The 8,426-nt window shown below is 37.0% G+C and carries 4 protein-coding genes; 2 read left to right on the forward strand and 2 right to left on the reverse strand.

Annotated elements, in window-relative coordinates; genetic code table 11:
* Nucleotides 1-216: 216 nt before the first annotated feature.
* Nucleotides 217-528, reverse strand: coding sequence for a DUF4158 domain-containing protein (locus G468_RS0114910; RefSeq protein ID WP_026823755.1), 312 nt, complete (start codon nucleotides 526-528; stop codon nucleotides 217-219).
* Nucleotides 529-1,219: 691 nt separating this feature from the next.
* Here G468_RS0114910 and G468_RS21305 point away from each other — a divergent pair.
* Together G468_RS21305 and G468_RS0114920 are read left to right on the forward strand one after the other, a co-directional pair.
* Nucleotides 1,220-6,844 carry an inverse autotransporter beta-barrel domain-containing protein gene (locus tag G468_RS21305; protein ID WP_051297138.1) on the forward strand — a complete coding sequence of 1,875 codons (5,625 nt, stop codon included), beginning with the start codon at nucleotides 1,220-1,222 and terminating at the stop codon, nucleotides 6,842-6,844.
* A 39-nt stretch (nucleotides 6,845-6,883) separates the two neighbouring features.
* The gene (locus G468_RS0114920) at nucleotides 6,884-7,867 is read left to right on the forward strand and encodes a hypothetical protein (protein ID WP_026823756.1); all 984 of its coding nucleotides are present in this window, start codon (nucleotides 6,884-6,886) and stop codon (nucleotides 7,865-7,867) included.
* 310 nt (nucleotides 7,868-8,177) lie between these two features.
* Here G468_RS0114920 and G468_RS23115 read toward each other — a convergent pair.
* Nucleotides 8,178-8,426: integrase core domain-containing protein (locus G468_RS23115; protein WP_034250129.1), on the reverse strand; the 249-nt coding region annotated here is incomplete at its 5' end.

Below are 8,426 nucleotides of genomic sequence, written 5' to 3' on the forward strand. Positions count from 1 at the left end.
AACGGAATTGTTGTCAGAAAGACTGCATAACCTGGAGAAAAAGCGATGGTTACGCAGCTAAACGCAGGATCAATGTGTCTAAAATAAGGAAATCAGGTTAGAAATTACACTCTCTGAGGAAATGTTAACTGGCACTAAACACAATAAATCGATCCCCATCTCCTTTTTGCAATAAGGGATGGCTTTTGCTACTCACTTTAAAAGCGATTCAATTTCCTAACCATGAACTAAAAAATGCCGCTTAGATCTTCTACAGAATTTGTTGACCATTACACCTGCTCTGACGACCGGAAAATCATACGAACCCAGTAGGTCAGGCGTAACTTTTATCTGTGTTGCTAACCATTGAACGGCCTGTGGGTCAATAATCTCATTGTGGTGTTCATGGAAACGTCCATGAATATCAATGAATTTAAGTTGTGTGGCAAATCCTAAACGATCTTTATCTGTCATGCCAGACAATAATGTGCTTTCTTCCGCAGTGAGTGTCCAAAAATCTAGAATGGTTTGATCGTAGCATGAAGACATCACTATCCCCCTGGGCTGTTTTATATGGATGTATCATATCAGTATTGAGATAAGTTTTAGGAGATGAACCGGTGATTTTTCATACGAGAAATTTGTTTAAAAATCAAATGGCTTCAAATTGTAGCTTCGCTTCCACTGGGTCTATATGGTGGTGTAGGAGGAAGCTATCTGTGAATATTCCCCATCCCGATCTTAGGTTTAAACAAATATTATCATTTGTAATTCATATATACTTACATTTATAAGAAATAATATTATTTAATATATATATATATATATATATTATAAATAATACGTTTAGAAAGTGTTTTTCTTTAAAATTAAACATCATTTAAATTAACTCTGATGTTATAGTTTAACAGAATAATATAGATTATGTATTTTAGAGAGAGCGACGTATTTTTATTAGATATTTAAGATATGAAACATATGTTATGAATATATAATTCAACTAAATTATAAATTAATTACCTTGTTTGATTTTTGTTAGTTTAAAGTTTATTGTGTTAAATAATATTTAAATATTAATCTACAGAGAAATTTTTGATGAAATTTATTAAAATCACTAATGATATATAAAATATAAAAAATACTAATTTTGTTAATTAGTTAGGTTAAAAAATAAAACACGATATAGATAAATTTATTTAACAAAAATATAAAAACTAATTAAATTTTTCATGGAAATTCAATGTTTAAAAAATTTATTTCATCCAAGAAAGTAATTTCTTATATTTTATTATTAATTCATCTTTTTTTAGTTGCTTTATTACCTATATCTTCTGCCGTAAAAGCGATTGAAAATGCTGAAATGGCAGATACTATCTCAGGTATTCAATCCTTAATGAATGATGCAAACGAGAGTAATAATATCATTACTGAAGATAATACTGCATCATCATCTCAGGGGGAAACTTCTCTATTTCCTTCTGAACGTTTAAGTTCAGGACATTATCCGTTAGAAATGCCACCAAGTCTTGAAACTAAAGGCAATAGTGCCAATACGATTAATACTATTTTACCTAATTTAGGTGGAGCGGAAACACCACCTGAAGATAATACAGATCAAACTTTAGCTTCAATTGCCAGCCAGGTTGGTAATATTTTAGCAAATAGAAATGCAGTTGATGCTTCAATCGGTTATGCAAAAAATATTGGCGAAGGTTTGGTTAACCAGCGACTTAATGATTGGTTAAATCAGTACGGTACTGCCCGTATTTCTATCGGTACTGATAGAAAATTTTCGGGTGATTTTTTATTACCTGTTATTGATAGCATAAATAGTCTGCTTTTTACCCAATTGGGATTAAGAACCAATAAAGACAGAAATACTTTAAATTTAGGTTTAGGTTATCGCCAATATTGGGGTAATTGGATGTATGGCATTAATACCTTCTATGATTATGATTATAGCGGTGGCAATGCCCGATTAGGTCTTGGCGGCGAAGCTTGGACTGATTATTTAAAATTGGCCGCCAATGGTTATTTTGGTTTAACTGACTGGCACCAATCGAAAATAGCGGTAATGGATGATTATGATGAGCGTCCGGCAACGGGCTTTGATGTTCGCGCCGAAGCCTATTTACCGACTTACCCTAAACTGGGTGGTAGTATTAAATATGAAAAATATTTTGGCAAAGGTGTCCATCTTGGTACCGGTGTCGATCCAGATAAATTAAAAGACGATCCTTACGCCTTGACATTAGGCATAAATTACACGCCAATACCATTAATCACCCTGAAAGGAGAGCATGCGGCCGGTGATCGTAATGACACTATGGTTGGCATGGATATTATTTATCGCTTTGGCGTACCATTATCGCAACAGTTAGATCCTGATGCTGTTGATGTTATGCGTAGTTTGGTTGGCAATAAGTATGATTTTGTCGATCGAAATTATGATATTGTTATGCAATATCGGAAACAGGAATTAATTAATATTTCGTTACCAGTCGAAATGAGAGCGGAAGCAAAAGAAACGATTATTATTCCTGCCACTGTTAATAAAACCAAATATGGTTTGAAAAAAATCAACTGGACAGTCTCGCCTAGTTTTATTGCCAATGGTGGCAGTTATCAGGTTATTTCACCGACTCAACTAGAAATTATCTTACCGGCTTATGTTTATAAAACACAAAAGAATACCGCGCAAGAATATCAAATTAGTGCGGTGGGGATAGATAATAATGACAATGAATCAAACAGAGCGACGACCACAATACGGGTAAAACCTTCCAGAAATGTGGTTAATGATTTGATTGTCGAGCCTAATTCCGTTTTACCGGCTAATGATCGCGATCATTTTACCACCACCGCGGTGATCACCAATGAACATGGACAGCCCTTGAGTCATCAAGTAATTACTTTCCGCGTTGATGGCTTAAAACAACAGGATGGCAAATTGGGGGCAACATTGTCTAATGGTTCCCAGAGTGCTACCAATGGGGATGGGATAACAGCAACCACTGATAGCCAAGGAAAAGCGGTAATTTATATAACCAGTAAAGTAGCTGGAGAAGGCAAGATCACCGCAACGATGGAAAACGGCAACTATAAAAATGGGCCGCTCAAATTTAGCGCTGATCGAAATTCAGCTCAGATTGCCAAGTTAAATGTTACTAAGGATAAAGCATTAGCTGATGGTAAAGAGAAGAATATGCTATATGCATTGGTGACCGATCAAAATGGTAACGCGGTAGAAAATATAGCGGTTAATCTTACAGCAACCGATGGCGCAGTCATTGAGAATGGAGCAACGGCAAATACTAACCAACGCGGAGAACTGATCTTTGGTGTTACCAGTACCAAAGCGGGTAGCAGCGAAGTCACTGCCGAAATTAATGGTAGTCAAAAAACCCAGTCAGTTGCTTTTGTCACCGGTCACCCGAGCGCAGAAAAATCATTATTGACATTACAACCGGCAACGATTGTTGCCAATGGTAAAACCGCCGCTAACTTGAAACTGGAATTGAAAGATGCGCAAGGCAATCCTATTTCTGGTGATAAAGTGGACTTTACCACGAGTTTGACCAATAGTCAGATCAAAAATACTAAAGAGGTAGGCAATGGGGTTTATACCGCTGAACTGACAGGTATTACTGCCGGAGAAAGCACCGTTGGCGTTAAAATTAATGGTTCAGTATTGAAAAATAAAACTGCAAAAGTGTTATTAACTGCAGATAGTGACAACCCAAGCCCCACTAAATCTAAACTGGAAGCCAAACCGGATAAGATTATGGCTGATGGTAAAGCTGTTTCAACATTGAAACTGACGCTGCAAGATGTCAATGGTAATTTAATTTCAGGTCAAAGCGTGAAATTTAACACCACGTTAGCTAACAGTAGTGCAACCCCAGTAACGGAAAGCGAACCTGGTATATATACTGCTCCACTAACCGGAACTAAAGCCGGTAAGACTGAAATCAGTGTTGAAGTCGCAGGTAAGCTACTAACAGTGAGCCCGGTAATAGTAATTTTAACCGCTGATAGTGGTAATGTGAGTGGTGAGAAATCTAAATTAACCGCTGCTCCTAGTACTGTTGTTGCTAATGGTGTCGAGACTTCCACTCTGACTTTGGTGCTAAAAGATATTAATGATAACTTACTTGGCGGTCAGCAAGTTAATTTTACTAGTAATTTAGCGAAAAGTCAGACAAGTGGAACAAAAGAGACCAGCGAAGGTGTTTATAGCGCAACGCTGACGGGTACTCAGGCTGGAGAAGCAGTAATTGGTGTTGAGGTTAATGGTAATGTACTAAATATGACCGCGGTGACGAAAGTCACTTTGATCGCAGATAATACTAAACCTGGAGCGGATAAATCTAAACTTGAAGCTACTCCTAACCGCATTGTGGCTAATGGAACGGAATCTTCGGTCATAAAACTTACCTTAAAGGATATTAATGGTAATGCGATTGTTGGCCATAAAGATCAGGTCAAATTTACTACTAGTCTGACAAATAGCAAAGTTGGTGACACCGTAGAGGAAAGTAATGGCGTTTATTCGGCTAAACTAACAGGGACGACGGCAGGTGAAAGTAAGATTGGTGTTGAAGTCAATGGTGCTGTATTAACTGTCAGCCCAGTTGTGGTTACATTGACGGCTGATAGTAGCAAACCTGGCGCTGATAAATCCACACTGGAAGCTAATCCTACTCGTATTGTGGCCGATGGATCGGCATTCTCAACAGTAAAACTAACCTTACAGGATGTTAATGGTAATGCCATTTCTGGTCTGAAAGATAAAGTGAAATTTAGTACCACCCTGACAAATAGCAAAATTGGTGACACCGTAGAGGAAAATAATGGCGTTTACACCGCAAAACTGACAGGAACAACGGCGGGAGAAACTACCCTTGGTGTTGAAGTCAACGGTCAACCATTAATTGTCAGTCAAGTGGTAAAAGTCACTTTGAGTGCCGATGATAGTAAACCGAGTGCCGATAAGTCTAAATTGGCGGCCAACCCTAGCAGTATCGTTGCTGATGGCAAAATATCTTCAACAATAACGTTGGAATTGAAGGACGTTAACGGTAACCCACTTGCCGAGCAAGGGGTAGTGTTTACCCCTAGTCTACCGGGTAGCGAGATCGGCAAGGTGACTGAAAAGGGTAATGGAATTTATGAAGCATCTTTAGTTGGAACTAAAGCCGGACAAGCTACTATTAGTGTTGGTGTTAATGGTAAACCTCTGGTTGGCAAGACCGCTACCGTGACCTTAACCGCCGATAATAGCAAACCCAGTAAGGATAAATCTAAATTAGAAGCCGATCCGATAGAAATTGTTGCTGACGGTCAAGCTAGCTCGACGATAAAATTGACCTTGCTGGATGTCAATGATAACCCGCTGGCAGGTCAAAAAGTCGAGTTCACGAGTGACTTGAAAAATAGTCATGTTAGTGATGCGGTTAAGGATGAGGGTAACGGTATTTATACTGCCACATTAACCGGTACCACTGCGGGTCAAGCGTCTATTGAAGTTAAAGTTAATGGTGCAGTATTGCAGATTAAAAATAGTGCTAAAGTAACCTTAACCGCCGATAACAAGCACCCCGGTAAGGACAACTCTAAATTAGAAGCCGATCCAACAACCATTGTTGCTGACGGTAATACTAGCTCGACAATAAAATTGACCTTGCTGGATGTGAATGATAATCCGCTGGTAGGCCAAGTAGTTAAGTTTAAGAGTAGCTTAAAAAATAGTCATGTGAGTGATGCGGTTAAGGATGAGGGTAACGGTATTTATACTGCCACATTAACCGGTACCACTGCGGGTCAAGCGTCTATTGAAGTTAAAGTTAATGACGTTGTGTTGCCAGTTAAAAATGCGGCTAAAGTAACCTTAACTGCCGATAGCAGTAATCCAAGTTTAGACAAATCCAAGCTAACTGCCGAGCCTATTACTATTGTCGCAGATGGTAAAGAGAGCGCGACTTTGAAGCTAACCTTAATCGATATTAAAGATAACCCAATTACCGGTTACCTGGATAAAGTATCCTTTAGTATAGATCCAACAAACAGTAAAGTTACAGTGTCAGAAATCACCGAGGAAACACCAGGGGTTTATACCGCAAAATTAACTGGTACGCAGGTGGGGGATATCAGCATAACGGCTAAATTTAATGACTTGGAGGTAAACCTTGCACCGGTAACTGTGACGTTAACGGCTGATAATAAAACCGCAAGATTAAAACAGGTGACATTAGATGGTGATAATACCAGCAAAGTTGCTAATGGTAGGGATGCATTCACTTTTATCGCAGTGGTAAAAGATGCGAATGACAATTTGGTACCTAATGTAGAGGTTACATGGCAACAAGATAAAGGTGCCGATGCTACATTACCACAACCAGCAAAGAGTAAAACCGACGCTAAAGGAGAGGCTAAAATTGATTTAACCAGCACAACTAAAGCCGTTGATAATATTCAGGTAAGTGCAAAATTAGCCGATGAAAATGTAGAAAAAGCAGATAAAACAGTAAGTTTTGTTGGTGATACAGCAACTGCTAGGATTCAAATTAAATCATTAAAGAAAAATAATATTATACCAGCGGATACACAATCAGAGTATCCATTTGAAATTAGTGTGACTGATAAAAATGATAATATTTTGAAAAATTATACTCTAGATATGTTAGTTCCAGATTTATCGATTAATGAAAAACTTACAACCGATAATCAAGGCAAAGTTAAGTTTTCACCGAAAAGTGAAATACCGGGTAAGTTCGATGGCACAGTAACTTCGTCTACGAATAATGCGGTGTCTGGCAAGTTTAAAGTTCAGTATACCATTATAACATTGTCATCAGATAATTAATAATCACTCGTTGAGTGTGAAATAGATATGGAGTTATCAATGAAAAAAATAGCACTTATTATGTCAATGCTGTTTTTCTATACTGGCAGCGCGTTAGCACTGGAATGCAAGGTTTTAGGTGAAACGAATGATCCTTATCGTGAGACTAAAATTGTAGATAATGTTTTGCTCCCTAAGGATTCTAATAACGGAGAAAAAATTTGGGTATCTGAACTATTTACTAGAAATGTGGAATGTACTTCTTATATATCCGAACCAGTCTATTTTTATTATTTCCCAGAAGTGGATATATCAGTTATTCCAAAAGGAATGAAATTTGGCATAACCTATAATGGTAAAGACACCGATTTGGATGCCAGTATACCAGAAAAACAAAGAAGGCTCAAAACCGATATAGAAGTGCAAGCTAGTAATCCCAAAAGAGGGACAATTGCAGTAAAGGTTTACATAAAGAAAGAGGGTACATTTGATATAAATAATAGTGTTAAAATATTAAATATTTTTCAGCTTGATGGTGAAAAAGGTTTAAATAATACCCCAAAAGGAAATTATCGATTTAGTTTATCTGGATTAAATAATATTACTCAAATAGATTGTAGTTCTAGCTATTATTGGAAAAAATTTAATCTTAATATCAATAACGATATAACATTAAACCCTCAGTCAGTAAGCAATATTGGCGGCCTAAATTTAACGTGTCAGGCTCATAATAACCTTAATCTTGATAATAAACGCGTTACTCTAGAAGTTTATTCAGACAGCACAAAATCTAGCGAGGTTTTCACTACCAATTTAACCGGATTAAATTTTACGTTTAATATTGCTGGTCAGGAACTGAAACCGAATAACAAAAAACTAATTACAATACCACTTGATGCTAGCGGTAAAAATAATATTAATATCGATGGGCTATTTAAATTAAATTATCAGGAAACTGGTCAGGATTGGCTCTATAACCCTAATACCTTAACTTTTTCGCCAGAAAAAATTAGTATCAAATCAACTTTAAAGTTAATTGAATAAAGACGGTTCATGTATAAGAAATTAATACCCGAAATGGTTACTAATTAACCTGCATTATAATGAAATGATTTTTGATTTTTCGCTGATTTTCCGTAAATTATTTTTAATGTTGAGATAAGGGAGGAGAATACACGGCAAAAAACGGTTAATTATTAATCATTTGTAAGCTAAGGATAGATCTACCCTGTCGTAAATTTTTATCGCCACCGCAACCGTGCCAGGTCATCGTGACGAGCCATAAGCTCTTTAAGCTTCAATCCAAAATTCATTCCCGCGAAAAGTGTAATGGTCAACAAATTCTGTAGAAGATCTAAGCGGCATTTTTTAGTTCATGATATTTTTGATGTGGCGTTAAATAACCAATCGTTGAATAGCGTCGATAATAATTGTAAAACTGAATATAATTTTCAACTTCACAGACAACAGATTGATGATTCATAAACGATAAACGGTTAAGTCTTTCTGTCTTTAAACTCCTAAAAAATCTTTCCATCACGGCATTATCGAGGCAATTACCTCGCCGACTCATGCTTTGAGTTATTTTCCGTTCAAAGAGGTG

The organism is Arsenophonus nasoniae DSM 15247 (assembly GCF_000429565.1).
Lineage (GTDB): Bacteria > Pseudomonadota > Gammaproteobacteria > Enterobacterales > Enterobacteriaceae > Arsenophonus > Arsenophonus nasoniae.

What these genes read in the sequence shown, in the direction of transcription:
- G468_RS0114910 (WP_026823755.1), bottom strand. Translation starts at nt 528, where the DNA reads ATGTCTTCATGCTACGATCAAACCATTCTAGATTTTTGGACACTCACT.
- G468_RS21305 (WP_051297138.1), top strand. Translation starts at nt 1,220, where the DNA reads ATGTTTAAAAAATTTATTTCATCCAAGAAAGTAATTTCTTATATTTTA.
- G468_RS0114920 (WP_026823756.1), top strand. Translation starts at nt 6,884, where the DNA reads ATGAAAAAAATAGCACTTATTATGTCAATGCTGTTTTTCTATACTGGC.